We start from the raw sequence: 23,800 nt of genomic DNA, 5'->3' as shown, positions 1-23,800 counted from the left end.
TAATCGCCCTCGTAAAACACGAGATTACAAAACACCGAATGAGTTATTTAAAGGAGTACCCACTCATTTACTTCGTTCATTACGGTGTTGCGCTTAATATGTGAATCCAAGAAATTATATATTTTATCCTTCCAGAATATATTCAAAAAACCAATCCCAAGTCACTCATAAGATAACAATTCAGCATACTTTACAATCTCTGAACTCAAAACAATGCATCACCAATATAGATGGATTTTTAAATTTCAATTAGCTATATAAATACAATGATGACACCATGCACTTAAAATTAATAATTAAGGTGGACGCATATCAATAAATTATGTTAACAAGGTGGTTTTCCGAGTGAAAAAATATTATTAAATGCGTTATTATCTACATGAAATCATTGAGTTTAATCATAACTTCAACGTTTTAATAAAAGATATATTTCTATATTTAGTAGACAAAATAGCACTCAATCTTTGTATCTTTACCATTCTTTTACATGTTCAACATGTAGGGATAAATAAGTATTGATATAAGTAATCATTAACACCTTTCTCATAAAGGAAGTATTATAAATGAAACGTAATTTAATCACTTTAAGTATTATTAGCTTGGCAGCAACCCAAACAGTAAATGCAAGTCCAATTAATTTCACACCAAGCAGTGTATCTGTTAATGCTTCATTAGGCTGGCTTTCAGGTCAATCAAACGAATATACCTACAGTCCAGAAAATGGGCGTAAGTTCAGTGAATTGAATTGGAAATTTAAAAACACTACTATAATTAAAGGTGATCTTTCCTGGGATGCTCTGCCATATCTGACACTGAATGCACGTGGTTGGACAACGTTATCATCAGGCAGCGGTAAAATGGATGATTATTATTGGGGAAACCCCAACCGGTCTAAATGGACTCACTGGTCTCACCACGAAAATACCAAGCTGGATGATGCCAGCGAATTTGATGTTAATTTAAAGGGCTGGGTGTTGAAGCAGTCCAATTATAAACTCGGTGGTTTATTTGGTTATCAACAAACCGAATTCAATTGGACAGCAAGTGGGGGAAGTGGCGTTTATAATAATAAAGTCTATGACTTAAAAAACAAACCAGTGATCACTTACCAACAGAAATTCAGTATGCCGTATATGGGACTGACCGGACAATATCGTTATCAAGATTTTGAATTCAATGCCTTGTTGAAATTCAGTCCGTGGGTTCAGGCAAAAGACAAAGATGAACATATCCTGCGTAATTCAACTTACAAAACAAAAATCAGTCAATCACGTTATTATGCTGTCTCCGTGGATGCTGGATATTATATTACTCCGAATATGAAAATATTTAGTGAACTTAGCTGGAATAAGTTTGCCAACAGTAAAAAAGGGAGTATAGAAGCCACTAATCATAGCAACCGTAGTTCTCATACTTATAATAATGCCGGTAGCATGGATAATACCAACTACACCATTTCTGCAGGTGTTCAATATCGCTTTTAATTAGCCCAAAAAACAGGCGCCATCGGTGCCTGTTAAATAATTATCTTACATGTATATTACCAACCAATCCTAACGTTCTAAGCTATAACTTTATTGTATATAGCGTTCACCTTTTCTTGCCATATCATCATTAAAACAAGCCTATAAAAAATAAACGTATTTTTAATATCTATCTATTAGGATGAATCTATGATCCCAGATTGGCTCAGTTTAGCGCTGGATTCTCTTTGGCCGATGCTTTATGCAGGTCTCACATTTACTATTCCCCTCACGCTGATTACTTTCGTACTTGGGATTTCATTGGGGTTTATTGTTGCTTTAATCAGGTTGTATGGGCCTAAGCCGCTGGTTGCGGTGGTTCGGTTTTATGTTTGGCTGATCCGCGGTACACCGCTGTTGGTGCAACTCTTTCTGATCTTCTACGCCCTGCCCAGCGCAGGTATTACATTGGAAGCCTTCACTGCTGCCGTTATCGGCTTTACCCTGAATGTTGGTGCCTATACCTCAGAAGTCATCCGCGCCGCACTGACTTCGGTTCCTAAAGGGCAATGGGAAGCCTCTCACTCTATCGGCATGAGTTGGTGGCAGTCAATGCACCGGATCGTGCTGCCACAGGCGGCAAGGGTTTCAATCCCTCCCCTGTCCAATACTTTTATTTCGCTGGTAAAAGATACCTCGCTGGCTTCCGTCATTACTGTGCCAGAAATGTTTCTGGCCGCACAGCGCATCGCTGCCGTTACCTATCAACCACTCATCTTGTATACCGAAGCGGCTATTCTCTATCTCTTATTGAGCTCGGTGTTGTCAGCACTGCAAGTCCGGTTGGAAAAGAAATTCTCCCAGCAAAACGGCAGTAACCAACAAAACAGCAATAAGGAAGGCAAAGATGATTCAGCTCACCAACATTGAAAAAAGTTTCGACGGGCAAAAGGTGCTGAAAAATATTAGCCTGACGATTAAAGAAGGCAGCCTGACGGCACTTATCGGCCCTTCCGGTAGCGGGAAAAGTACTTTGCTGCGTTGTATTAATCTGTTGGAGATACCACAGGCCGGCAAGCTGGAAATTGGCAAGGAGCAGATTACGTTTAACGGTAAAGAACGGTTGCCACATCGGGAAATTCAGCGCTTTAGCCTACAAACCGGTATGGTATTCCAGAACTTCCAGCTTTTTCCGCATCTGACAGTAATTGAAAACATTATGGAAGGACTGATTTGGGTACAGAAATGGTCACGCGAACGCGCCAGAGAACGGGCGCTGGTGTTGCTGGAAAAAGTCGGCCTGTCGCACAAGGCAGATGTTTGGCCAAGCACACTATCGGGAGGCCAGCAACAGCGTGTAGCAATCGCCAGAGCAATGGCTCCTTCACCCAAAGTACTGCTGTGTGATGAACCAACGTCAGCACTCGATCCTGAATTATCCAAAGAAGTTGTTTCCGTTTTGAAGCAACTGGCGGGAGAAGGCACCACCATGTTAATGGCAACGCACGATTTACGTTTGGCGGCCAATCTTGCCCATGATGTTGTGTTTCTGGAATCCGGCAATATTATTGAATCAGGCCCGGCAAAAACCATCTTCACCCGCCCCAGTAAGGTGCGTACTGTCGAGTTTATCTCAACCCTGACAGAAACCTTACCTGATTGGGAAATCTAGCAAGCAGTCACGTTTAATATCAACAACATCATTTATTCGGAGAAGCATAATGAAAAAAATTTTGAATTTGTTACTGGCGGGCACGACTGCCCTTGCTATTTCCGCCCCCAGCTATGCCGGCAAAGATTTCGATGCGATAAAAACCTCTGGTGTTTTTAAAGTTGGTACAGAAGGCACTTATCCACCTTTCACCTATCATGATTCCAGCAACAAATTAACCGGCTTTGATGTGGATATCGCCCGGGAAATCGCCCGTCGTTTGAACGTCAAATCTGAATTTATGGAAGTTAAATGGGATGGTTTGATTGCCGGACTGGATGCTAAACGTTTTGATGCCGTTATCAATCAAGTGGGCGTCACCCCGGAGCGCGAAGCAAAATTCAGTTTCTCCATTCCCTACACAACCTCTCAAGTTGTGTTAATCACCCGCAACAATAACGATGATATTAAGACATTCGCGGATATAAAAGGAAAGCGTTCAGCGCAATCTCTGACCAGTAATTACGGTCAACTGGCTACATCTTATGGAGCCACGTTAATCAGTACGGATGGTTTTAACCAAGCCATTGATCTGGTCGCCACCGGACGCGCAGATGCCACACTAAATGATCGTCTGTCATTCCTTGATTTCAAAAAACAACGTCCTAATGCTCCGGTAAGAATTGTCGCCCAGAAAACCGATGCAAGTAAATCAGCCGTTTTACTGCGCAAAGGCGATCCGGAACTGGTAGAAGCAATTAATAAAGCGCTGCAAGAGATGAAAGATGACGGAACTTATGCCCGTATCTCCGAAAAGTATTTTGGAGTGGATATTTCTAAGTGAATCAGGGAACTCACCTATACCCTTCGTCTTTCAAGTTGCCTCTTTGTTGGCTGCACTCACTCACCCCGGTCACCGTTGTTATGAACATAGAGTGATCTATGCTCCCGGGATTCGCTCTCTTGCCGCCGCGAGGCACCTTGAAATCCATTGGGATATTGAAAAAAGTATAAATCAAGCACTTTATAGGAAAAAATTTCACACAACGTATCGAGCGTGAAAATTTGACTGTACGTAACTGAATTAATCGATTGGTAACCTCAGTTATCCAGAGGTTTTTCATATGCATATTCATTAAATTTAATGAAATAATTATAGTCAAGACTCCCTGATACGTTAGCTAATATAACATCACTTCTAGAGGTTGATTTGTAACCCTCAAGAAGTGAACTTTCATGCATGTCGTATTTAATCCTGTTAAATATTTCTCCTAGATAAACTATATGTAATCTCAGTTTATTACCATCAAGCAATAAAATACCGGCAGCACCAATATATTGGCAGGATTGAGTCCAATACGCTGTTCCTCTTTTCATCAACAAATGCTTATAGCCCCATGAATGTGTATGTGGTTTAACCTTCAGCATTCTGTCTTCTTGATATCGCCATGTATTAGTAACAGTTTTTGAGGAATTATCACCGACTTTGATACTAGTAGAAAGTTTTTCTCTATCTTCAGAAATAAATGGAAATAATACCTTTAATTGAAAATCTATATCCACTTTTATCGGTGATCTGACAGACCAAGTTGCACTCTCTATTTGAGATTTTTCATATTTCAGGCGTTTTTCTATCACCTCAGAAGTATGATTATACCAATCATATTCAGCAAATTTAAATTCATATTCTTTTACATCATAAAATTCCCACTGCATATCCTCATTAGCCTCTACACGTACCTGATCCGATTTATAAGGTGCAAGTTTAGGTGTATTGTTATAATTCCAGGTCTCAACTGAATATACTTTCTGTCCCTTCTGTGCTGCTAAGTATTTCGCATATATATTAGCAAGCTCATGAATATCTTTCATATTTATCACCTCATAATAAAAAATAAATAAATTCATTTAAATAAAAAAGTGAAATTGCATTTTCATAATTTCCTTTAAGACATATTTAATGGCTTGATGAGCTTTTTGAACTTCGGCAAGAACTTCAAAGGACGATTAGAGCACATTGTCGGTAAGGTAATCTGCAGTGGGATCACGTTCTCATAGTTATCTGATTAATTATTAGTTAACTCAATATATTCCATGTTGTATTATTTACACCCCATCAATAAAAATATAAAGAGGAAATAATGACAGCAAAAACAACACACCACTACGTTATTCGCCCCATCACCCAACAAGACAACTCTGGCATTGCTACTGTTATCCGTGAGGTATCCGCCGAGCATGGTTTAACCGCAGACAAAGGTTTTGCCGTTGCTGATCCGATTCTGGATACGCTGTACGAAGTTTACAACCAGCCACGCAGCGCTTACTGGGTTGTTGAGATGGATGGTGACGTTATTGGTGGTGGCGGTGTTGCTCCGCTGGCTGGTGGTGATGGTAATACCTGCGAATTACAAAAAATGTACCTTTCATCGGTACTGCGGGGAAAAGGTGTAGCCAAGCAAATCGTGAAGCAATCCCTCGAATTCGGTACAGAGCAAGGTTTTAAACGCTGTTATCTGGAAACGACGGAGAACTTGAGAGCGGCCATTACCCTGTATGAAAAGCTGGGGTTCAGCTATCTTGATGAACCACTTGGCAATACAGGCCACAGCGACTGTGAAGTCAGGATGATCAAAGCGCTATAACGCTAATGATCATCAATAAACCAGCCCCACGGATTAAGTGGGGCATTTGGCTTTGACGCTATTTTAAAAAAGCTGTCATTATCTTCAAAGACTTTCATTATCTTCAAAGACTTTCATTATCTTCAAAAAATTTTAATGAAGTTTGGGTTTATCTTCTTCTGGGGGAAAGAGATCACCTTCGTCGTCTTCATCGTCTGACGCATTCGGATCTTCAAAGTATGTTCCCCAGCCGTCGTAATTTATACCAATCTTTTCAGCCAGATTCATCAGCTGTTCAACCTGTACATTGATCAATTCAGCCTCCAAACGGCTTTCGCTGATCACATCACAACACATCAAAACAACACGATCTTCTGTTTCCAGCTCTTCTGCATCTGTGACTTCATAACCTAACTTAAACGCTTCAAGAGCAGCTTTTTCCAGTTGGTCAAAATCTTCTGCCGAAAAGTGGTGTTCAATAATATAAAGCGCTTCAGGATCGCTGCCATCTTCCAATAATTCTTCGATGATCAAGCGGGTTTCTTCACGTTGTTCTTCTAAAGCATGTGGGTCTGCCATGCCAATCCCCTCCGTCAGTTGGCTGTCTTGTTTTGCATTCTCCCATCTTTTCTTTGCAAAGGATATATCTATCCAATTTTGTTTAAGAGGAATGCAAACCGTAAGCGACTGATTCATAACCAGTCTTAATACCTTTACTCTTACAAACACCGAGCGCGGGGCTTGTAATTGAATTTTTTATCGATATATAGTGAATATAAATTCAATATTGCACTGATGGAGACAATGCATAATGAACCCTTTTTTTAAGCGATCGTTCCTAAGATTACTGGATATCACTCCAATAGAAATTAATACTCTTTTAGCTCTGGCTCATGAATTAAAAGCGAATAAAAAATCAGGTTCCGAGTCTCCCTTACTCACAGGGAAAAATATTGTCCTGATCTTTGAAAAAGACTCTACCCGAACACGCTGTGCATTTGAAGTCGCAGCCTATGATCAAGGTGCCAACGTTACCTATTTAGGCTCAAATGGCAATCAGATCGGGTATAAAGAATCCATCAAGGACACCGCACGGGTACTTGGACGTTTGTATGATGGCATCCAATACCGTGGGTATGGTCAGCAAATTGTCGAAACACTGGCGCAACACGCTGGCGTTCCGGTGTGGAATGGCCTGACTGATGAATTCCACCCAACCCAACTTTTGGCTGATTTACTGACGATGCAGGAACACAGTCCAAAACCGCTGTCTGAGATCAAATTTGCCTATTTGGGCGATGCACGCAATAACATGGGCAATACAATGCTGGAAGCTGCTGCATTGACGGGTATGGATCTCCGCTTGATCGCGCCAAAAGCGTGCTGGCCTGATGAAAGCTTAGTTGCAGAATGCCAAAAACAGGCAGAGAAAACTGGCGGTCAGATCACTCTGACAGAAGATATTACACAAGGTGTAAAAGAGGCTGATTTTTTATATACCGATGTTTGGGTATCAATGGGAGAACCGAAGTCGGTCTGGCAAGAGCGGATTGCCTTGCTGAAACCCTATCAGGTCAATATGGATGTTGTGAAACTGACGGGAAATCCAGAAGTAAAATTCTTGCATTGTCTGCCTGCTTTTCACGATGAAGAAACGACGCTCGGTAAGCAACTGGCGGAAGATTTTGGTCTGTATGGTGGGCTGGAAGTCACTAATGAAGTATTTGAATCAAAACATAGTATTGTATTTGATCAGGCCGAAAACCGAATGCATACCATTAAGGCGGTGATGGTGGCTACGCTGGTGGAAAATCTGGATTTGTAATTCTGCCACATATAACAGAAACAATAATTACGCATAATCGTTTCATTAAAGGCTAACTATAATTTCTCGAATGGGGAATAAGTCGGTTATGTGACCGCTCCCCATCCTTTCGTAATGAATGATGTAGTTATCGACTATTAATGTGATATTTTTTGCTCTCAGAAATACATGTTAGCAGGCAAGAATCTAACAAGGGTTATTGCGGAGGTTGAACATTATATATTCCATATGCGATCAGAAGCATTGCAAGGGCAACAAAAAAATCAAAGATTCGTACGGTTATTTCCTTCTGGAAGAGCCGCGAAGATAATTTTGAGGCGAATCCTGTCAGATAGAACCAGAAATAAGAGGCTGAACCTGCCCCAAGAATAAAACTTAGTTGTGCAGCCGGAGAAAGTCGGGAACCTAAATTTCCCAAGATCAGAAAAGTGTCTAAATAAACGTGTGGGTTCAATAAAGAAAATGCCAGAGTGGGGATCAGTACTCCCTTACTCAATTTTGATACAGAATCAGCATGACCTTCATGAACACTCCAGCCTTTCGGATGCGTTCTTAATGCATTGAATAAGGAGCTAAAGCTGTAAAATAACAGGAACGCAATGCCTGCCCATTTTGCGATCGATAAGGCCATCGGCACTAGCTGTACCAAGCTACTCATGAAAACAGTACCAAGTGCTATCAATAACGTATCACACGTGGCTGCGGTGGTTGCAGCAAGAAACACATTCTTCTTTTGCAACCCAATCTTTATTATAAAGATGTTTTGTGCGCCAATAGCAATGATCAGGCCGAGGCCTATTAAAAAAGAACTAATTAAAACATCAGGGAAGATAGTCATATTATTAAATATCTTATTAAATATGTTATTAAATATAATGAATCGCACCGGAAGGGATTTCTGAACAGCCGATGATAAAGCTGCCACCACAAACCTGCTGTAAATTAAAACAGAGGTCTGTGATGACCTTCAGGTGATAATCGTTCAGATACTCAGTTCCCTGTATGAACCAATAAAACACTCCTTGTCATCAAGCCTATGTCCAATCAAGCAAGCACATTAGCCGAATCGGGACAGATATTCGAATCACGAGAGTTTTTGAAGCCTTGACCTTACCGTACCCAAAGCGAGTTTGAGTTTTTGCCTTGATTCATCAATCCAGAGTTTGTGCTGTGATAAGCTGTTACGCATATCAGTAATCATGTCGCTGACAGCCTTGGGTGAGGTTCCACCACTACTTGACTGACGGCTGATTACCTTGTCTGGCGACACACATTCACGTATTTCAGAAAGACTCAAAGTTATCGAGTTTTCAGCCAAGTATTTTTGAATATAGTCGAAATTCCGTAGATCGGACTGGATTTCTGCTAACTTACGAACTAACGTACCACTTATCTTGTGCGCGTCTCTGAAGGGAATGTTCTTATTAGTAACAAGCATGTTCGCCAGTTCCGTAACCGTAGAGAAATTTTTCCAACACAGCTCGGTTGCCCGCTCAGATTGATAGATCGATGTAGTCATCTGCCGATGACTAATTCTGACAGACGATTTGACGGTATCAATGGCGTCCCATAGCATGGGTTTGTCTTCCTGTAGGTCACAGTTGTAGCCAAGCGTAATGCCTTTGTTGATAGTCAAGATCTGCATTAGTGCACCATAAACGCGACCGACTTTTCCTTTAACCAATTCACCGACCACTGGATTCTTTTTCTGCGGCATGATTGAACTACCGGTAGCGAATGCATCATCCACCGTCAGCAGCCCGAACTCATGGCTACTCCAAACGACGACTTCCTCTGCAAGACGTGAGAGGTTACTCATGATAATCGCGAAAGATGAAATTGCATGACTCACGAAATCTCGCGAACTGGTTGCATCCAGACTGTGGTAAAGAATGCTGTCGAAACCCAGCAACTGCGTTGTTAACTCTCTGTTTATATTGAAAGAAGTTCCAGCCAAGGCACAAGCGCCCAAGACATTGACATTCGTATAACGGAACGAGTCTCTCAGTCTTTCAACGTCACGCAAAAACATGCTCGCATAAGCGCTGTACCAGAAGGCTAAGTTGATCGGTTGAGCTGGCTGGAGATGAGTGTAACCCACCGCTAACTTACCATTTGTTTCATCGGAAAGTTGCAGGAGATCGTCAATAAATAAAACGAGTGTTTCTGCAATATTGAGGATCTCTTCGCGGCAATACATACGTGTATCAGTAACAACTTGATCGTTCCTTGAGCGAGCCGTGTGCAACCGACCACCAAATTCGGAGCCGATTTTCTGAGTGATCAATGTTTCGATATTCAGATGAACATCTTCGTATTGCGGATTCAGTTCGAGCGGATTCTGTTCATTTTCATGATGCAGTTCAAGGAGAGAACTGGCAATAGCCGATGCCGCATCATGAGCGACAATTCCCTGTTCATGCAACATGATCAGGTGCGCCATACTCCCCCATATATCATAATGGACAAGTCTGGCATCTATTTTTGTGGTTTCCGTATAGTCGAGCACTTCGGCATCGACATCTTTGTTGAATACACCCGCCCAAAGTTTAGTTGGCATAACAGTTTCCTATGCTGTTGATCGTTTTTTACGGCATGACAGATAAGTGGAAAGCTGTGCTCTTGTATAAAGTTTGCTGAGCCATTGGGTATTTACATGAGGTATCTCTTGAGCATTCCTTATCCGTGCTGAAATTTCATGAAACAAGCTAAGTGCATAAGCGGCTGTTCGGCTCATCAGCGATTCTGGAGTCTCGCCCGATATGATTCCGAACTCGATAACCTTTATAATCTTTCCGTGATCTATCTGGCTATCAATGTAGTGGCAGGTAACACCGAAATTGGTATCTTTATTGTCTATCGCATATTGGTAACCACCAATTCCTCTGTACCTAACCGGAGCGGGATGGAAGTTTATAGATCCCTTTCTAGCTTTAGTGATTACATCAGAATCCAATATGAAATCGGATTTGAATGACAATATCCAGTCCCCCTCCCACTGCTGAACAATGGCTCTGGCTTGCGAGTCGTCTGTACCATAATCCCAAAAAACAGAAGTGACATTGAAGTTACAATCTTTCAAGTAACTAACCGCAAGCCGCGACCACACAGAATTATCACCAATGAACAAGACTTCATCGCTGCTCACTTATGTATCCTCCATGTGTAGTTATTTAATATATACAGCTACTTAATTTGCCCTGATAGAGAAGCAGTGCGGGCAGATATTGTCAGAATGTTGAGAAGCCCTTCAGAGTCCTTGTGATCAAATTGCCCTTCCGCTTCCATTGAGCCTTCGTTGGTATAAAGCCCATGCTTAACATTCTTACTGGAGATGTAACTGAGATTTCCTCGGTATGCTTCAAAGATCACGTCCCCACTGACTAAGCTGGTGAGTTCATCCACCGCTTTCCGCGCCATTCGAGAGCCGAGGTCGAGCCAATACCCTTGGTACAACTGACCGCCCAAGTAAGTGCCAGTGTTTTGATAAAACTGAACAGCTCTTCTGTCCAGAATCTGCTGGAGCAACTGCTGATAGGTATAGGAAAGGATCACCATGGCAGGTGACTCATAGACACCTCGTGATTTCACACCTACGAATCGGTTCTCGACAAGGTTTTCAGCAATACCAATCCCGTGCCTTCCTCCGTTGAGGTTGAAGTATTCAAAAATATCGACCAGACTCATTTTCTGTCCATTGACATGAGTGGGCCTGCCATTATTGAAAGTAATGGAAAACTGTTCGGGGATAGACTCGGCGTGTTCTGGCCACTGACCAATTCCTGGCTCAACAAATTTCATTCGCGTTTCAAGATGTTCGAGCAAACCACCTTCATGTGTGAGGCCCAGCAAGTTCGCATCAGTGGAATAAGGTTTGTCTGCTGAAGCCTTGATCGGAATGTTATGGCTATCGCAATATGCCAACATTTCCTTGCGTCCCTTAAATTCATTCAGGAATTCCTGATCACGCCAAGCGGCGTAAAACTCAAGAGCCGGGTCAAGCATGGCACCAATGATCTGGAATCTAACTTGGTCATTACCACGGCCTGTAGCACCATGACTAAAGGTAGTGATGCCGTGCTCTTTGATTTTAGGCAATAACCCTTTCATGATGACCTGGCGAGCAGCACCAGTCAGATTCCAATAGTTTCCCTCATATTTTGCATTGGCCTGAACGACTGCCAGTCCCATTTCAGCCATTTCATTTTTGAGATCTACTGCGACAAATTCCGACGCACCGGACTTCAGCATTCGTTCTTTTATTTCGTCAAAATTTGCCTCGTCAGGCTGACCAAGATCCGCTGTAAAACAGATAACTTCGACGCCCTTCCCCGATAACCAATGTGTGATGGTGCAACTATCCAGTCCTCCAGAAGCAGCAAATGCAATTTTTTTCCCCTGAATATGATTAATATTCATTTCATCACCCTTTCTTTCTGAATCGGTGACGATAAAAATATGTCTGTAAAATCTAGAAGTACACTTTATTAAGGAAAATTAAACTCTGATGAAAATTTTTAAATCAGCGTCTCTGAGGATCGATTCTTGCTTCTTTTCACAAACAGCACCAATGTAAACCGGAAGTTCACTGTTTTTGGTTTCTACCAAACTCATATCAGGATAAATCAGAGATTCACCCTGTTTATCAATGACTTCAACAGCAGTCTTTGGGATAAAAGTCTGAACAATAGGCGGGTATCGGGCAATTTGATGTTAATTTAAGGAAGAGATCAATATATTATATTACATGTCCAGAAGAACTCATGATTGACTCACCTGTGAGACATAGGGTATACAATATTAGTGTTAAAATCTTTTTTAAAATCATAATGTTCGATAAAAAAAAACAGATGCACTAATGGCTATCATAGAGACAGGAAGTTTCGAGCAGGCAGCCAAAAAACTCAATATTACTCCATCTGCAATATCTCAGCGGATCAAATCCTTGGAGGCAGAAGTAGGTGTCCCTATTGTAAGGCGCGAGCATCCTTGCACATATACATCCGAAGGCTTTAAGCTTGTCCAATATTTGACAAAACTTCATGCCCTGAATGAGGATTTCAAAACCCATTTCTATGGTAACAAGTGGGCTAGTTTTACTATATCAGTCAACAACGATTCCCTTGCTGGTTGGCTGCTGCCTGCTATTTCCTGTTACCTTTCGAATGAAAGAGTAAAAATCGAAATAATTGTCGACGATCAAGATTTCACCCACATGCCGTTGGAATCCGGCAATGCTTTAGGTGCTTTGTCATCCAGAAGTAGCGCCATAAAAGGCTGCTCTTCCGTAAAGCTCGGTTCAATAAGGTATCGATTGCTCGCATCCAGAACATTCGTGAGGAAATGGTTTAAAGATGGTGTCAAAAGAAGCGCTCTGACCAAAGCACCTCTATTGATCTTCAATAAAAAAGATCTACTTCAACAGAATTTTCTTGCTGAACATTTTCTCATACAGCAGGAGTCCTGCATTTGCCACTACATACCAGGCACAGATGCTTTTTACAAAGCTGTTAAATTGGGAGTCGGTTATGGAATGATTCCAGATTTTCAGACCAAAGACCTGATTGAACGTAATGAACTGGTTGACTTGCTGCCAGGGCGCTTTACCGATATTGCACTATATTGGCATTACTGGTCCGCACAATCAGGACTGCTGAACACGCTTACCAGTACGTTAATTTCAGAAGCCAGGAAATCGCTTCATCAAGAGTAAACTCCACCAGAACTCAAGCCTGCGCTGTTGATGTCAAATGTCTTTATCTATGACGCGACACCATGCACTTCTGGAATCTCATCCAAACATTGAACAGGTCTATTATCCCGGCTTACCTACCCTCCCACCCTGATTTCATTTACCAGCAGCAAATGCGTGCAGGTGGTGGTGCCGTCGTCACGATTAAATTAAAAGGCGAACTGGAGGACACAAAGAGATTTTTAAGCAAATTACGCTATTTTGTTTTAGCGGAATCTCTCGGTAGTGTAGAAAGTATGGTTAACCATTCTGCAACTATGTCACATGGCTCAATGACAAAAGAAGAGCGTGAAGAGGTTGGTATTTATGATACTGTATTACGTTTATCAGTAGGTATTGAAGATATTCGTGATTTATTAGCTGATCTTGAACAAGCATTAGAATAAATTTATTTAAAATAAAAAATAACAAAAAATAACAAAAAATAACAAAAAATAAGGTGATTAAAAAATGAATGATTACGGTATTTGGACCATCATTACCCCTGTTGTCACAATTATTTTAGCTATATTTACACGCCAGGTTATTTTATCTCTACTACTCGGTATATTAGTCGGCTTTACTGTCATTAATGACCATCATGTTATTTTAGGTATACAGGGAACTATTGAAGGTATTATTGATACCTTTTCCTCCTCAGGCAATACAAAAACCATCATCTTTATATTGATGATTGGTGGAATAATGCGGCTTGTGGTTGTTACAGGTGGCGTGCGTTCCTTAGTTCATTTACTAACAGACAAGATGCAACTTATTAAAAATAAAAAATCTGTTCAATTTTTGGCAATGATCATTACATCATTAATTTTTATTGAAAGCTCAATTAACCAATTAATTGCTGGGGCCTCAACAAAGAAATTAGCCAAAAATTACGGTATCCCACCAGAAAAAATGTCTTACATTATTCAAACATCCTGTGTTTCTGTTTGTTCTTCTGCCATGATTAATGGTTGGGGTGCCGCAATGATGGGTGTCATCGGTGTACAGATTTCCAGGGGGTTAATCAGCGGTGAGCCATTTGATATCTTGGCGGGTTCTATGGTTTATAATATTATGGCTTGGTTATCGCTGGTTTCTGTCTTGTTTTATATTTTTTCTAATGTTGCTTGGGGGCCAATGAGAACCGCAGAAATGCGAGCCTTACATGAACATTTAAATAGTGATATTGAAGACAAGCACAGTGAAGAGAGTGTTGATGTTATTGAACACCCTAACTGCCATACTTCATTAAACTTTTTTATTCCTATTTTATCGACGGTATTAATGCTCCCTATTGCCCTCTATATCACAGGTGATGGTGATTTTAGTAAGGGCAGCGGTTCAACCTCTATCTATTGGAGTGTTATGTTTGGAACCACTGTCTCTTTTTTCTGGTTCTTATTACGCCGCATTTTAACTATCGAAACCTTTTTTAAAGAGCTTTATATTGGTTATGCCAGCATGATAAAAATAAGCTCTGTCATGGTATTGGCATTCTTAATGGGTAGCGTTTCCGCTGATTTAAATACCGGTGCTTATATTGCACACATTACTTCTGGTATCATTCCGGCAGGTTTTTCCATCGGTTTTATTTTCCTGATTAGTTCCATCATGTCATTAGCAACGGGCACTTCATGGGGGACATTCGCAATTATGATTCCCATTGGGGTACAGCTGGGTATTTCAGTTGGTATGCCTCCTGAATATATGATTGGTGCTGCAATTGCGGGTTCTATTTTTGGTGATATGACGTCGCCAATTTCCAGCGATGCTATCGTTGCATCAATGGCAACAGATTGTGACCATATTGAACACATTCGGACTCAAATGCCATATGCGTTGGTTACTGCAAGCGTCGCCCTCGCCATCTATTTCTATTTAGGCTTTACTTATTAATTTACAATCCGCTGAGGATAATATGTCTTTAAAAGAAAATTTAGCAAAATTTGCCCGCATTGATTTACTAAAAACTACAACTATGATGGATAAATTGGAGAATTTATCCCACTATTTAGGGCGCGATGTTTATATCAAGAGAGATGATTTAACTCCCCTGGCGATGGGTGGGAATAAATTACGTAAATTGGAATATCTGATTGCTGATGCATTACAAAAAAAGGCTAAAGTTATTGTCACCGCCGGGGCAATTCAATCAAATCATGTACGGCAAACAGCAGCTATTGCGGCGAAATATGGCCTAAAATGTGTCTCTTTATTAGAAAATCCAATTCAAAACCATGATAGTAATTTTCTGAATAATGGCAATAAATTACTGACGGAATTATTCAACACCCAATGCGTCATGTGTGATGAATTGACCGATCCAAATATGCAAATGAAGGAATTGGTTGATCAACTCAATCTCGAAGATGCTTATATTGTTCCCGTCGGCGGTTCCAATGCCCTTGGTTCATTGGGTTATGTGCGTTGTGCATTAGAAATTGCCGAACAGAGCCCAAAAGATGTGGAGTTTGCTGCCGTTATTGTTGCTTCTGGAAGCGCAGGCACACATGCAGGGTTGGCTATCGGGTTGCACGCCACCCTACCACAAACACCTGTTATTGGCGTTACCGTCTCGCGTGTTACAGCCGAGCAAGAGCCAAAAGTCAGCCAATTGCAGCAAGAAATCAGTTCACTCTTAGGCCAAACAACCTGCCCGAATGTCTTTTTGTGGGACAATTATTTCGCTCCTATGTATGGTATGCCGAATAAAAAAGGGTCAGAAGCCATTACGCTATTGGCACAAAAAGAGGGGATTTTATTAGATCCTGTCTATACCGGAAAAGCGATGGCCGGATTAATTGATAATGTATTGAATAATTCCATTGAAAGTCGGAAACCATTGCTCTTTGTGCATACAGGTGGTGCTCCTGCATTATTTTCCTATTCTGGAATTGGCGCAGTAAGCAATTAATTTATAAATAACTATTCATGCTAGTTGACAACCGATACGTAGTGCAAAAATGATGACATTTATGGCGATTCGGTTGTCCATTCGGATACTACAACTGTAATCAGATCATTTGAATTCCCAGCCAGCATAAATACACTGCACCACACCATTTTAAGATGTTGAATGCCAGTTCTGATACCGCAATCAATGTGCCAAGACCAAATGCCACCATGGCTCCCCAGATAAAACACCCCACATTAATACCAAGGGCAGCTTGAGAGGCTTTTTTACCGCCTTCCGCCGTTGCCGTTCTCAAAATCAACGCTGTATCCAGACCTGGGGTCAAGGTGAGCAACGTCGCTGCCATAGTGAATGCGAGCAGGGAATCCATCACTGTCATGTTTATCTCCGAAAATAAAACCAAGATTAAAAAGGCTTAATAAAAATCTAAATTTTACCTGTTGATTTGAATTACTTAAATTAGATTCAACACTTCATCCAACTCTGATTCGATAAAAGCGTGAACTCTCTCTTTACGCAAGCCATATTCTGCCTCATTTACTGACTGTTTAATTCGCAGCAGATCAGCAAGTTCCATTTAAATGGGTGGTTAAGATTACATCTTACCTGCGCTTTGACATATGCCAGACTTAAGCATATGCTTTGACATATGCTAAATATTTTTATTTAGGAGGGAATGATGGAAAAGGTCGTAAAAATTTTCAAGAATGGGCGAAATCAAGCCATTAGGTTACCTGTCATGTTTGAATTTGATACTGATAGAGTTTATATCCGCCAAGATACAAATGGGGATGTCATATTGTCAAAAAATAAATCTAAGCGTGATGACTGGGATTTATTCTTCAATATGTTAAATAATTTCTCTGTTCCAAATGATTTTTTAGATCCCAATGAACGTAATCAGGGCATAACAGAACGCGATCCACTTAAAGGAATTCTTTAATGTACATGTTGGATACAAACACGGTCAGTTATATTTTTCGAAAAAATCCAGTAGTAACGGCCAAATTACGCACTGTGCCACCATCAAGAATATGCATATCTAGTATTACTGAGGCTGAATTGCGCTACGGTGTTGCCAAACGGCAAAACAAGGAGCTGGAAAATATCGTTAATATGTTTATTGATTCGATCACTGTTTACGATTGGGGCAGGGACGCGGCAAAAACTTATGGTGAACTCCGTACCAGTATGGAACAAACTGGTCGTATTATGGGCACGATGGATCAACTGATTGCTGCTCATGCCCTGAGTAAAGAACTGACGATTGTTACCAGTGATTCTACATTTGCGATGGTTAATGGCCTAAATATTGAAGACTGGAACAAATATTGACAAGTGGGACCACGGTCCCACTTAACCGACTGCCTATCCATGCCCTAACGGGCAATACTATTTTGATTCTTATCCTTTTACGCATACCACCTGACGCAAGGTATGCACAATTTCCACCAGCGATGATTGCGCTTCCATCACAGCATCAATATCTTTGTACGCCATCGGAATTTCATCGATCACATCGCTGTCTTTACGACACTCCACATGGGCTGTCGCACGTTTTTGGTCGCTCACGGTGAAGCGTTTTTTCGCCTCGGTACGGCTCATCACTCGACCTGCACCATGACTGCACGAACAAAAACTCTCTTCATTTCCAAGACCTCGGACAATATAGCTTTTCGCTCCCATTGAACCGGGAATGATCCCCATCTGACCTTTACGGGCAGATACCGCACCTTTACGTGTTACCAAAACTTCTTCACCGTAATGCTGCTCACGCTGTACATAGTTATGATGGCAGTTCACGGCTTCCTGCTGTGTCGTAAAAGGTTTTGGGATCTCACATGACAACGCTTCAAGCACTCGGTGCATCATCACTTCTCGATTCTGACGGGCGTAATCCTGTGCCCAACCTACCGCTTCCATATAATCGTCAAAATAACGGCTTCCTTCCTCGAAATACGCCAAATCGCGATCTGGCAAGTTAGTGATATGCTGTTGCATATCTTTCTGCGCCAGTGTGATAAATAAATTACCGATGGCATTACCCACACCACGGGAACCACTATGCAGCATCACCCAAACACGATCTGCTTCATCAAGACATAACTCGATAAAATGATTCCCCGTTCCCAGTGTTCCTAAATGCTGATGGTTATTGGTGTTCAATAGCTTCGGGTATTTATCGGTAATACGCTTAAACCCATCCGCCAATGTCGCCCAATGTTGATCCACAATTTCTGGCGCTTTATACCAAGAACCTTTATCGCGGCCTCCACGGTTTACGGTACGTCCATGCGGCACAGCCGCTTCGATGGCATGACGGATATTCAACAGGCTATCCGGTAAATCAGATGCCATCAGCGAAGTACGCACTGCAATCATTCCACAACCGATATCCACTCCAACCGCAGCCGGAATAATGGCACCGTGTGTCGGGATCACGCTACCGATGGTGGAACCTTTACCGACATGGACATCCGGCATTACCGCCAGATGTTTGAAAATAAAAGGCATCTTGGCCGTATTCTGCAATTGGGTAATGGCTTTGGGATCAACCGGTACTCCGTTCGTCCACATTTTTACCGGCGCACCATTCTCTTGCGTCAATAAGTTATAAGCGTTGGTTGTCATTTCAGTTGTTGTCATTGTTGTTGTCATAATTGCTCCCCTTTAATTTTTACCAGCCTGTTTAGCACCCACACTATTTCAGTGTGTTGACACTCTAGTTATTGCCAATTGCGTGCCAACTTTGAAATAAAACAGAAATATTATTTATATATATGAAAAATAACTGTTTTTATTTTCTACTGTTTTTGGTGATTGTTTTTGCAGTTCAAATTTTTTATCTTTTTATATCGTTGTTTATAAATTTAGATAAAAATAATGTAGAGAAGATAATGAAACGCAGAGTCACCATTGGTATTTTGGGTACAAAATTAGATAAACGAGGTAAGAAGGCTAATCGCTGGACAAAATGGCGTCCCACTATTGGCATATGCCAACAACCAGAGTTGCCGATTGATAAGCTGGAATTGCTCTATCAAACCAATGACTACGTTTTGGCGGAGAGAGTTAAAGAGGATATTGCTCAAGTTTCACCGCAGACCAAAGTGGTATTGAACGAAATCCGAATTGAAGATCCGTGGGATTTTGAAGAGGTTTATACCACTCTGCTGGATTTTGCTGTTCATTATCCTTTCGACATTGAAAACGAAGAGTATCTGATACATATCACAACCGGTACCCACGTTGCGCAAATCTGCTGGTTCTTACTGACTGAAGCCCGTTATCTGCCTGCCCAACTGCTCCAGACATCACCCAAAAATGAGGGAGATGAGAGTCATCCCGCAGGCGTTTATACGATTATCGATTTAGATCTCAGCCGCTATACTACCCTGACCAGCCGCTTCCAGCGGGAACAGCAAGAACAGGTTGCGTTCTTGAAATCGGGTATCGCGACGCGCAATGCCAATTTCAACCGCCTGATCGACCAAGTGGAACGCGTCGCTTTGCGCTCTACTGCGCCAATTTTGCTGACAGGGCCGACTGGTGCGGGTAAGTCCTTTCTCGCCCGCCGAATCTATCAGTTACGGCAATCACGTCATTTAATCGAAGGACGATTTGTAGAGGTGAACTGTGCCACCCTGCGCGGTGATAACGCGATGTCTACACTGTTCGGGCACGTCAAAGGGGCATTTACAGGAGCAATTCAGCCACGAAGCGGGCTTCTTCGTGAAGCCGATGGCGGCATTTTGTTTCTTGACGAAGTGGCAGAACTGGGATTGGATGAGCAAGCGATGCTACTGAAAGCCATTGAAGAAAAGAATTTTCTGCCTTACGGATCGGATAAGGAAATACGCAGTGATTTTCAATTAATTGCCGGTACACACCGTGATCTGCGAGATTGGGTCACTCAGGGGAAATTCCGCGAAGATCTGTATGCCCGCATCAATATGTGGACTTACCAACTGCCCGGTCTGGCACAACGTCACGAAGATATCGAGCCGAACATAGATTATGAACTTGCTCGCTATGCACAAATGCAGCAAACACAAGTTCGCTTTGATAAAGAAGCGCGGCAAATTTACCTGCATTTTGCTTGTTCAGAACAAGCTCAATGGCGAGGAAATTTTCGCGAACTCGGTGCTTCCATCGCACGAATGGCTACATTCGCCGAAAATGGGCGTATCAACCAACAGTTAGTTGAAGAAGAAATCTCGAGGCTCAAGCAAAATTGGCACGGAGAGGAATACGTATCCCTGCTGCCAAATCATTTAACAGAAATTGATCTGTTTGACCGCCAACAACTAGAAACAGTAATTAAAGTCTGTCGTGAATCCAGCAGTTTATCGGAAGCAGGTCGCAAATTATTTGCTGTTTCCCGCCAACAGAAAAAACAGCCCAATGATGCCGACAGATTACGCAAGTACCTTGCCCGATTCGGTCTGGATTGGGAGAGCATTCAACATTATTAGAACGATATTAAACATTAGAACAACAATGATTAGGAAAACAACAAAATGGAACTGAAATTTTTAGGCACCAGTGCAGGCATTCCTACAAAAGAACGCAATGTCACCAGCCTGATCCTCGATTTACAGGGCACCCGCAACGCACTGTGGATGTTTGATTGCGGAGAGGGAACCCAACACCAAATCCTCCATTCCCCGATCAAGATCCCCAAACTGGAGAAAATCTTTATCACTCACCTGCACGGTGATCATATCTTCGGTTTGCCCGGATTATTGTGTAGCCGCTCAATGGGCGGTTCCACCGATCCCCTCACTTTATATGGGCCAACCGGCATATGTCAGTTTGTGGAAACCACATTGCAACTGAGCCGCTCTTTCCTGACCTATCCGCTGGAAATCATCGAAGTCCAGCCCGGACAACTGTTTGATGACGGTGAATTCAAAGTCACGGCTTATGCCCTGAATCATCGCGTGGAATGCTATGGTTATCGCATTGAAGAACACGATAAACCCGGCGCACTTGATGCGCAAAAATTGAATCAGGATGGTATTCCCCGTGGCCCGTGGATGCAGACTTTAAAACAAGGCGGAACGGTGACATTGGAAGATGGTCGTACAATTTGTGGTCAAGATTATTTAGGTACACCAATTCGGGGCAAGTCACTGGCCATTTTCGGGGATACCGAACCGACTCCGGAAGCACTGAAACTGGCTGCCAATGTTGATGTAATGGTGCATGAAACCACGCTGGAAGATGCATTTGCAGCAAAAGCCAATGAGCGTGGACACTCCACCACCAAACAAGCCGCAACACTCGCGCGTGATGCTAAGGTAAAACACTTTATCGCCACACATATCAGCGGGCGCTATGATATCGAAGATTGTTCGCGATTATTGGCGGAATGCCGGGAAATATTCCCGAATACCGATCTGGCTGAAGATTTTGCGGTATTTAAAGTTAAATAATCCCTTAGTTTGTACATTTGATATTTACATTAATATTCAGATGTGCAGACTCACCTCCAAATACTATTTATTCCCGTTTTCCTCTGCCATCTCAGCATTAATTAAATTAATTTCGATATTAAAAATTAATAATCTAATTAAATTAGAAACACTAATATTCAATTTAATCCAACAAATACATCCATATGCATGGTAATAATTTCACTCAATTTAAACCAACAATCTATAAAACAATAAAGATAATATCTAATAATTTATTTATTGTCATGATTTTAAGGTAACAAGTTTATAACACTTAAAATGAAAATAATTACATAAAAATCAACCCATTAATTCTAAAATAACATTTTATATTTACTTTATAATCCAAATTAGTAACATAATTTTTAACTAATTATATTGCTTATAAAAATAAGCCATCATTACAAAAAATTGGTAAGATTGACTTAAGAATTTAAATAAATAATATAAAGGATAATTTATTATGTCATTAGAAACATATACTAAATTTAAAAATATTGTTAAAAAAAATCAATCAATAAATTTAGCAAAAAAATTTGTCATAGAAAATAAGTTTCTTGACAAACCTTGTTTTATCGGACCAGACGGCTCATTGAGCTATTCTCAACTTGCATTTTTTGTCAAAAAAAGTGCTTCAGCTATGAAATTAAAAAAAATAGAAAAAAATACGATAGTAATTTTATGTCTCAATGATAGCAGAGAATTAGCAATTATTTTCTTTTCTTGTTTAGCAATTGGTGCATTACCTATCATTATTAACCCAAAGTTACCTGCTAACACTTTTAATTACATTCTCAGTGAATTCAAAAACCCATTTATTTTCATTGATGAGGATAATCAAATACCTATTGAGTCAAAAGTAAATATCAGTTTTATTCGCATAAAAAAAACGGCTAATCTTTCCACATTCTCTGATTGGATGCCTAAAGGAACAGATGATAAGTGGAACGAATTTTTGGAAAAATCCGCTTTTGAACCAACTTTTATTCAATATACCTCAGGATCAACAGGAAAACCCAAAGGGGTGATTCACAGTGCTACATCAATTTTGACCTCTTGTGAAAATTTTGCCAAACGTCAATTAGCTCTGTCCACTACTGACATTATCTACTCAACACCAAAAACATTTTTTGGTTATGGTATGGGAGGTACTCTATTTTTTTCTCTATATCTTGGTGCTACTGCAATTATAGACAGCCTTTGGCCTTCTGCGACAAGAGTAGCAAATAATATAAAGCTGTTTAAACCAACTGTTCTTTTTTCTGGGCCAATTATATTTCGTTTGTTACTTGAAGATAATGAATTGAAACAGAATTGTCATCTCCGCTTAGTTATTTCTTCAGGCTCTACGTTATCAGAGTCTTTAAAAAAAGATTGGCTAAATCAATTCAATATTGCAATACATGATGCCTTTGGCGCTACTGAAACATGCCATGTTTTTGCTACAACTTACGGTTACCCACTTCGTTCAGGAAGTATTGGGAAACTTATTACAGGATGTGTAGGATTGATATCAGATAAAGATGGAAAAGAACTTCCAATAGGGAAAACTGGCGTGCTTATGCTTCGTTCAGAATCATTAGCTTCAGGATATTGGAATAATGATAAAAATACGAAATTCAAATTTTCAAAAGGTTGGTATCACACTGGAGATTTATTTTCACAAGACGAAGAAGGATTTCTTTATTATCACGGCCGAGAAGACGATCAATTCAAGGTATTTGGACGCTGGCTTGTACCAGTGGAAATGGAAAAACTTATTAATGTAGCTTTTCCAAAAGCTGGTGATATATTTATTATTCCCTGGCTAGATTCTTCCCACGAATGCAGACCAATTTTATGTTTGAAAATTACTCCTAATGAATTCGAAATCGTAAGTCAACAAATAGCCAACTTCATCAGCCAACAAGTGGAGAGCTATAAACATCCCTATGCTTATTTCAATGTCGAACAGTTTCCACTTAATGGTAACGGTAAAATTGATCGTAAATCACTTATAGAAATGGCTCAGAAAAAAATTACTGACAAAAATATTTCCTCTATCCCAAGGATAATTAATTATGAGAACTCTTAATAAAATTCTTTCTTATAGTAAAGAAAGAATGAAACATGCAGCTGTAATACACAGTGAAA

The 23,800-nt window shown here is 40.9% G+C and carries 22 protein-coding genes and 2 pseudogenes; 16 read left to right on the top strand and 8 right to left on the bottom strand.

Features of this window, described 5'->3' with window-relative positions; genetic code table 11:
* Positions 1-563: 563 nt before the first annotated feature.
* The 5 genes from PSI23_RS01755 to PSI23_RS23010 all read left to right on the top strand — a co-directional run bounded on the left by PSI23_RS01755 (position 564) and on the right by PSI23_RS23010 (position 4,197).
* The gene (locus PSI23_RS01755) at positions 564-1,484 is read left to right on the top strand and encodes an omptin family outer membrane protease (RefSeq protein ID WP_273553443.1); all 921 of its coding nucleotides are present in this window, start codon (positions 564-566) and stop codon (positions 1,482-1,484) included.
* Positions 1,485-1,676: 192 nt separating this feature from the next.
* Positions 1,677-2,393: an amino acid ABC transporter permease gene (locus tag PSI23_RS01750; protein ID WP_273553450.1), complete on the top strand. Its 717-nt coding sequence runs from the start codon at positions 1,677-1,679 to the stop codon at positions 2,391-2,393.
* A complete protein-coding gene (locus PSI23_RS01745; protein WP_273553442.1) occupies positions 2,371-3,135 on the top strand; it encodes an amino acid ABC transporter ATP-binding protein in 765 nt (254 codons plus the stop codon). Before PSI23_RS01750 ends, PSI23_RS01745 begins: the two co-directional genes overlap by 23 nt.
* A gap of 49 nt (positions 3,136-3,184) precedes the next feature.
* Positions 3,185-3,958, top strand: coding sequence for an amino acid ABC transporter substrate-binding protein (locus PSI23_RS01740; RefSeq protein WP_273553441.1), 774 nt, complete (start codon positions 3,185-3,187; stop codon positions 3,956-3,958).
* A 170-nt stretch (positions 3,959-4,128) separates the two neighbouring features.
* Positions 4,129-4,197: an IS1 family transposase gene (locus PSI23_RS23010; RefSeq protein ID WP_373567270.1), complete on the top strand. Its 69-nt coding sequence runs from the start codon at positions 4,129-4,131 to the stop codon at positions 4,195-4,197.
* Positions 4,198-4,215: 18 nt separating this feature from the next.
* On the opposite strand, the gene PSI23_RS01735 is transcribed toward PSI23_RS23010, so the two are convergent.
* Positions 4,216-4,986, bottom strand: a complete 771-nt coding sequence (locus tag PSI23_RS01735) for a hypothetical protein (RefSeq protein WP_273553440.1) — start codon at positions 4,984-4,986, stop codon at positions 4,216-4,218.
* Positions 4,987-5,255: 269 nt separating this feature from the next.
* Between PSI23_RS01735 and PSI23_RS01730 the strand changes: the two genes are divergently transcribed.
* The gene (locus tag PSI23_RS01730; protein WP_273553439.1) at positions 5,256-5,759 is read left to right on the top strand and encodes a GNAT family N-acetyltransferase; all 504 of its coding nucleotides are present in this window, start codon (positions 5,256-5,258) and stop codon (positions 5,757-5,759) included.
* 132 nt (positions 5,760-5,891) lie between these two features.
* Here the strand turns inward: PSI23_RS01730 and rraB are convergent, their stop codons facing one another.
* Entirely contained in the window at positions 5,892-6,317 is a 426-nt protein-coding gene (gene rraB, locus PSI23_RS01725; RefSeq protein WP_273553438.1) for a ribonuclease E inhibitor RraB, read from the bottom strand.
* 232 nt (positions 6,318-6,549) lie between these two features.
* Here rraB and argF point away from each other — a divergent pair, with 232 nt between their 5' ends.
* The gene (argF, locus tag PSI23_RS01720; RefSeq protein WP_273553437.1) at positions 6,550-7,563 is read left to right on the top strand and encodes an ornithine carbamoyltransferase; all 1,014 of its coding nucleotides are present in this window, start codon (positions 6,550-6,552) and stop codon (positions 7,561-7,563) included.
* Positions 7,564-7,759: 196 nt separating this feature from the next.
* On the opposite strand, the gene PSI23_RS01715 is transcribed toward argF, so the two are convergent.
* The 4 genes from PSI23_RS01715 to argG form a co-directional block, all read right to left on the bottom strand.
* Entirely contained in the window at positions 7,760-8,488 is a 729-nt protein-coding gene (locus tag PSI23_RS01715) for a LysE/ArgO family amino acid transporter (RefSeq protein ID WP_273553436.1), read from the bottom strand.
* Positions 8,489-8,647: 159 nt separating this feature from the next.
* Positions 8,648-10,123, bottom strand: coding sequence for an argininosuccinate lyase (gene argH / locus PSI23_RS01710; protein WP_273553435.1), 1,476 nt, complete (start codon positions 10,121-10,123; stop codon positions 8,648-8,650).
* Positions 10,124-10,132: 9 nt separating this feature from the next.
* Positions 10,133-10,711 carry a formyltransferase family protein gene (locus PSI23_RS01705; RefSeq protein WP_273553434.1) on the bottom strand — a complete coding sequence of 193 codons (579 nt, stop codon included), beginning with the start codon at positions 10,709-10,711 and terminating at the stop codon, positions 10,133-10,135.
* Positions 10,712-10,749: 38 nt separating this feature from the next.
* On the bottom strand, positions 10,750-11,982 hold the full coding sequence (gene argG, locus PSI23_RS01700; RefSeq protein ID WP_273553433.1) for an argininosuccinate synthase: 1,233 nt from the start codon (positions 11,980-11,982) through the stop codon (positions 10,750-10,752).
* Positions 11,983-12,418: 436 nt separating this feature from the next.
* On the opposite strand from argG, the pseudogene PSI23_RS01695 reads away from it, so the two are divergent.
* From PSI23_RS01695 to PSI23_RS01680, 4 genes and pseudogenes are all read left to right on the top strand, one after another.
* Positions 12,419-13,276: pseudogene (locus tag PSI23_RS01695) on the top strand (LysR family transcriptional regulator ArgP); the annotation flags it as partial.
* Between the two features lie 152 nt (positions 13,277-13,428).
* Positions 13,429-13,701 (top strand): PLP-dependent transferase, encoded by a 273-nt coding sequence (locus tag PSI23_RS01690; RefSeq protein ID WP_273553431.1) that lies wholly within the window; start codon positions 13,429-13,431, stop codon positions 13,699-13,701.
* 64 nt (positions 13,702-13,765) lie between these two features.
* On the top strand, positions 13,766-15,190 hold the full coding sequence (locus PSI23_RS01685; RefSeq protein WP_273553430.1) for a Na+/H+ antiporter NhaC family protein: 1,425 nt from the start codon (positions 13,766-13,768) through the stop codon (positions 15,188-15,190).
* Positions 15,191-15,212: 22 nt separating this feature from the next.
* Positions 15,213-16,208, top strand: a complete 996-nt coding sequence (locus PSI23_RS01680) for a D-cysteine desulfhydrase (protein ID WP_273553429.1) — start codon at positions 15,213-15,215, stop codon at positions 16,206-16,208.
* A gap of 103 nt (positions 16,209-16,311) precedes the next feature.
* Here PSI23_RS01680 and PSI23_RS01675 read toward each other — a convergent pair.
* Positions 16,312-16,587, bottom strand: a pseudogene (locus PSI23_RS01675) (LysE family translocator); the annotation flags it as partial.
* A 300-nt stretch (positions 16,588-16,887) separates the two neighbouring features.
* Here PSI23_RS01675 and PSI23_RS01670 point away from each other — a divergent pair.
* Both PSI23_RS01670 and PSI23_RS01665 read left to right on the top strand, forming a co-directional pair.
* A complete protein-coding gene (locus tag PSI23_RS01670) occupies positions 16,888-17,151 on the top strand; it encodes an antitoxin (RefSeq protein WP_273553428.1) in 264 nt (87 codons plus the stop codon).
* Positions 17,151-17,543 (top strand): type II toxin-antitoxin system VapC family toxin, encoded by a 393-nt coding sequence (locus PSI23_RS01665; protein ID WP_273553427.1) that lies wholly within the window; start codon positions 17,151-17,153, stop codon positions 17,541-17,543. The genes PSI23_RS01670 and PSI23_RS01665 overlap by 1 nt, the downstream gene beginning before the upstream one ends.
* Positions 17,544-17,612: 69 nt before the next feature.
* Here the strand turns inward: PSI23_RS01665 and PSI23_RS01660 are convergent, their stop codons facing one another.
* On the bottom strand, positions 17,613-18,839 hold the full coding sequence (locus tag PSI23_RS01660; RefSeq protein ID WP_273553449.1) for an RtcB family protein: 1,227 nt from the start codon (positions 18,837-18,839) through the stop codon (positions 17,613-17,615).
* A 266-nt stretch (positions 18,840-19,105) separates the two neighbouring features.
* Here PSI23_RS01660 and rtcR point away from each other — a divergent pair, with 266 nt between their 5' ends.
* The 3 genes from rtcR (at position 19,106) to PSI23_RS01645 (ending at position 23,741) form a co-directional block, all read left to right on the top strand.
* Positions 19,106-20,683, top strand: coding sequence for an RNA repair transcriptional activator RtcR (gene rtcR, locus PSI23_RS01655; protein WP_273553426.1), 1,578 nt, complete (start codon positions 19,106-19,108; stop codon positions 20,681-20,683).
* Positions 20,684-20,728: 45 nt separating this feature from the next.
* Positions 20,729-21,646 carry a ribonuclease Z gene (gene rnz, locus PSI23_RS01650; RefSeq protein ID WP_273553425.1) on the top strand — a complete coding sequence of 306 codons (918 nt, stop codon included), beginning with the start codon at positions 20,729-20,731 and terminating at the stop codon, positions 21,644-21,646.
* A 484-nt stretch (positions 21,647-22,130) separates the two neighbouring features.
* Positions 22,131-23,741, top strand: a complete 1,611-nt coding sequence (locus tag PSI23_RS01645) for an AMP-binding protein (RefSeq protein WP_273553424.1) — start codon at positions 22,131-22,133, stop codon at positions 23,739-23,741.
* The last annotated feature ends 59 nt before the right edge of the window (positions 23,742-23,800 follow it).

Source organism: Xenorhabdus yunnanensis, from assembly GCF_028598805.1.
In the GTDB taxonomy this organism is placed as follows: domain Bacteria; phylum Pseudomonadota; class Gammaproteobacteria; order Enterobacterales; family Enterobacteriaceae; genus Xenorhabdus; species Xenorhabdus yunnanensis.
This window is presented reverse-complemented; position numbering and strand designations above follow the sequence as displayed.

What these genes read in the sequence shown, in the direction of transcription:
- PSI23_RS01755 (WP_273553443.1), top strand. Translation starts at nt 564, where the DNA reads ATGAAACGTAATTTAATCACTTTAAGTATTATTAGCTTGGCAGCAACC.
- PSI23_RS01745 (WP_273553442.1), top strand. Translation starts at nt 2,371, where the DNA reads ATGATTCAGCTCACCAACATTGAAAAAAGTTTCGACGGGCAAAAGGTG.
- PSI23_RS01740 (WP_273553441.1), top strand. Translation starts at nt 3,185, where the DNA reads ATGAAAAAAATTTTGAATTTGTTACTGGCGGGCACGACTGCCCTTGCT.
- PSI23_RS01735 (WP_273553440.1), bottom strand. Translation starts at nt 4,986, where the DNA reads ATGAAAGATATTCATGAGCTTGCTAATATATATGCGAAATACTTAGCA.
- PSI23_RS01730 (WP_273553439.1), top strand. Translation starts at nt 5,256, where the DNA reads ATGACAGCAAAAACAACACACCACTACGTTATTCGCCCCATCACCCAA.
- rraB (WP_273553438.1), bottom strand. Translation starts at nt 6,317, where the DNA reads ATGGCAGACCCACATGCTTTAGAAGAACAACGTGAAGAAACCCGCTTG.
- argF (WP_273553437.1), top strand. Translation starts at nt 6,550, where the DNA reads ATGAACCCTTTTTTTAAGCGATCGTTCCTAAGATTACTGGATATCACT.
- argH (WP_273553435.1), bottom strand. Translation starts at nt 10,123, where the DNA reads ATGCCAACTAAACTTTGGGCGGGTGTATTCAACAAAGATGTCGATGCC.
- argG (WP_273553433.1), bottom strand. Translation starts at nt 11,982, where the DNA reads ATGAATATTAATCATATTCAGGGGAAAAAAATTGCATTTGCTGCTTCT.
- PSI23_RS01690 (WP_273553431.1), top strand. Translation starts at nt 13,429, where the DNA reads ATGCGTGCAGGTGGTGGTGCCGTCGTCACGATTAAATTAAAAGGCGAA.
- PSI23_RS01685 (WP_273553430.1), top strand. Translation starts at nt 13,766, where the DNA reads ATGAATGATTACGGTATTTGGACCATCATTACCCCTGTTGTCACAATT.
- PSI23_RS01680 (WP_273553429.1), top strand. Translation starts at nt 15,213, where the DNA reads ATGTCTTTAAAAGAAAATTTAGCAAAATTTGCCCGCATTGATTTACTA.
- PSI23_RS01670 (WP_273553428.1), top strand. Translation starts at nt 16,888, where the DNA reads ATGGAAAAGGTCGTAAAAATTTTCAAGAATGGGCGAAATCAAGCCATT.
- PSI23_RS01665 (WP_273553427.1), top strand. Translation starts at nt 17,151, where the DNA reads ATGTACATGTTGGATACAAACACGGTCAGTTATATTTTTCGAAAAAAT.
- PSI23_RS01660 (WP_273553449.1), bottom strand. Translation starts at nt 18,839, where the DNA reads ATGACAACCAACGCTTATAACTTATTGACGCAAGAGAATGGTGCGCCG.
- rtcR (WP_273553426.1), top strand. Translation starts at nt 19,106, where the DNA reads ATGAAACGCAGAGTCACCATTGGTATTTTGGGTACAAAATTAGATAAA.
- rnz (WP_273553425.1), top strand. Translation starts at nt 20,729, where the DNA reads ATGGAACTGAAATTTTTAGGCACCAGTGCAGGCATTCCTACAAAAGAA.
- PSI23_RS01645 (WP_273553424.1), top strand. Translation starts at nt 22,131, where the DNA reads ATGTCATTAGAAACATATACTAAATTTAAAAATATTGTTAAAAAAAAT.